Below are 2324 nucleotides of genomic sequence, written 5' to 3'. Positions count from 1 at the left end.
GTAGGTATTTTGCACATCCAATGATGCAAAATCGCCGAGCAAAACGCGACGACTATAAACCCTCGGCTGTCCGCGTCACACAGCGTTGCGTGCCTTGAATCGGCACACTCCACCACTGTGCTCTCACATGACTCTACGGTTCGTATAGATTTTTAGACACTCGTTACGCTTGCTACAGACCTAACGGTCTTTCGCAACTCCGCTCTGCTAAAAACCCGAACCTACCTCGGCCTACTCACCCCGTGCTTAGCACTCCATGGCTCGCAGCGTCAGTGTTTTTAATGTAAATATATTATATTTAACCACATAAATGCACTGTGTAACTACTGTAGTTGTAGGTAGATTGCTGAGTTAATAATAAAAAGCTAGGTTTTATGTTTTATGCGTAATCGATCGAGGGTTATTTAATATTTTTTTACGTAATTTTACATAACTTGGCTCAAGTTGAGTACTTAAAACATGAAAAGGGTTATCTGTTTTCAGCTCATCGATCATATGAATAGCAAATTGTGCCTCTTCATAACCTTGCTTTGCCGCACGTTGATACCAGGCTAAAGCAATATTTTTATTTTTATTTACTAAAATACCGGCTTCAAACATTTTACCTAATTGATATTGAGCCGCAGGATTACCCTGGTGGGCTTTTTCTGTAGCAAGATAATAACGTTTAATTGCACGTTTAAGTTTGTCTAAGTAAAAAGCTGCATCTGCATGGCCTTTTTCCGCAGCAATGCGATACCAACGTACTGCCATCTCGATATTTTGGCGAATACCAATCCCCACTTCATAGCATAAGGCTACTTTCATCGCATTAATAAAACCATCACCTTCACTACGTGCTGCACGCAAATACCAATGAAAGGCTTGAACTTCATCTTGACGTACACCTTGACCACTGACATATAAGTCACCTAAACGACTTTGCGCGGCAACATAACCACGCTTAGCTGCAATCGAATACCAATGAGCCGCTTCTTCTTTATCTTCTTTTTGGCCACAACCATAATCAAAAATTTGCGCAACACGCATCATTGCAGCAAGATGGCCTTGTTGAGCTGCTTTAAGGTACCAAAAAATTGATCGCTCTTGATCAATTTCAATACCTCGGCCATAAAACAATGAATTGCCGATATAAAATCGTGCTTCACGATGACCATACTTCGCTGCGGCTAAGGCCACTTCAAACGCTTTATCCAGCTGTTCTTGTTCGATGTATTTTAAAGCAAGCATATATTGGGCATTAGCATCACCGTGCTTGGCCTGCTGTTCAAGATTGCATATCTGACTCATGCACGCACCCAAAAAAACTTTTCTTTGGTGTTATTGTCGGCAAAATTAAGTTTAAGCTTTAGTGGTTAATTTATGTTTATGACTTGAACTAAACTAGATGCCAACATTTTGTTATAAATAACATCTACTTCTTTTAACTTAAATTTCTGATCTATCAGATGATAGATTACTTGATAAAAATTAAACTTTTTATTATTTTTATTACTAGATAATTTATCAAAATGATTTTGAGTTTGTATTTGTTTGATCAAATTCGTTATCTTTTGATCAGTTACAGTAATAATAGTGCGTATTTGCTGTAGGTTGTGCTGAGCAATGGGTTTAATTGTTAGGTGCGTCTTCCAAAAGTTAATCCAATAGGCTTCAATTTGCTTTGAAATGTCCATTAAAATCTGTGTATTGATTAAAATAGCAGCACTTTTTTTATGATTATCAAATTGCTTTTCAATGTGAGTTAATATCACCCGTTCACGCTTAGCATCATAAGGACTTAGATTGTGATTGTACTTAAAAGCAGCAACGTCCTTCATTATTGCTTCACGTTGTTGAATAAGTTGAATTAATTGGGTAAGCTGAGATTGTATTGTTATTGATGATGCTGATGAAGGTTTAGCGTAAATATAAAAAGATAAAAATGAAGAATACAGAACGAATAACAATGTAAATAGTACTTTTTTCATAACAGCTATATCCTATAAACCTAACGTATTGTACTTAAGACTGACAAACTAAAAAACCATCGGCAATACTGTCGCACAGCTAATAAAAACAAAATAAAAAACGACTAGAGCTTTAAATTTCCCTGAAACTAAAAACGCTCGCATTGATTTTGAATCGCTTCCATACATACCAAAAAATATCCGTAAGCCAACCATTAAAACAAGGTGTCCAAGCAATAATGTAAATACTGTAATCATTTAACCCACCCTTTACTTTTACTTTTTTAATAGATTTTTTAACAATTGCGATTGTACGCCTGTCCGTTTACTTGGCAAGTGTTTTTATAGAAAAATTATACTTTCGCTGCGAGCCAT

The 2324-nt window shown here is 36.4% G+C and carries 3 protein-coding genes; all 3 read right to left on the bottom strand.

The features are described 5' to 3' along the window. Positions 1-372: 372 nt before the first annotated feature. The 3 genes from C200_RS13295 to C200_RS13285 all read right to left on the bottom strand — a co-directional run bounded on the left by C200_RS13295 (position 373) and on the right by C200_RS13285 (position 2207). A complete protein-coding gene (locus C200_RS13295; RefSeq protein ID WP_032126265.1) occupies positions 373-1290 on the bottom strand; it encodes a tetratricopeptide repeat protein in 918 nt (305 codons plus the stop codon). 65 nt (positions 1291-1355) lie between these two features. Then, a complete protein-coding gene (locus C200_RS13290) occupies positions 1356-1970 on the bottom strand; it encodes a chorismate mutase (protein WP_016211336.1) in 615 nt (204 codons plus the stop codon). Positions 1971-2018: 48 nt separating this feature from the next. Further along, positions 2019-2207: a hypothetical protein gene (locus tag C200_RS13285; protein WP_016211334.1), complete on the bottom strand. Its 189-nt coding sequence runs from the start codon at positions 2205-2207 to the stop codon at positions 2019-2021. Positions 2208-2324: the final 117 nt, after the last annotated feature.

The sequence above is a fragment of the Piscirickettsia salmonis LF-89 = ATCC VR-1361 genome (assembly GCF_000297215.2).
In the GTDB taxonomy this organism is placed as follows: Bacteria; Pseudomonadota; Gammaproteobacteria; order Piscirickettsiales; family Piscirickettsiaceae; genus Piscirickettsia; species Piscirickettsia salmonis.
Note: the sequence above shows the minus strand (reverse complement) of the source record. Positions and strands in the feature narration are given on the sequence as shown.

Bases quoted from the DNA above. Each gene is read 5' to 3' on its own strand.
- C200_RS13295 (WP_032126265.1), bottom strand. From the start codon at position 1,290: ATGAGTCAGATATGCAATCTTGAACAGCAGGCCAAGCACGGTGATGCT.
- C200_RS13290 (WP_016211336.1), bottom strand. From the start codon at position 1,970: ATGAAAAAAGTACTATTTACATTGTTATTCGTTCTGTATTCTTCATTT.
- C200_RS13285 (WP_016211334.1), bottom strand. From the start codon at position 2,207: ATGATTACAGTATTTACATTATTGCTTGGACACCTTGTTTTAATGGTT.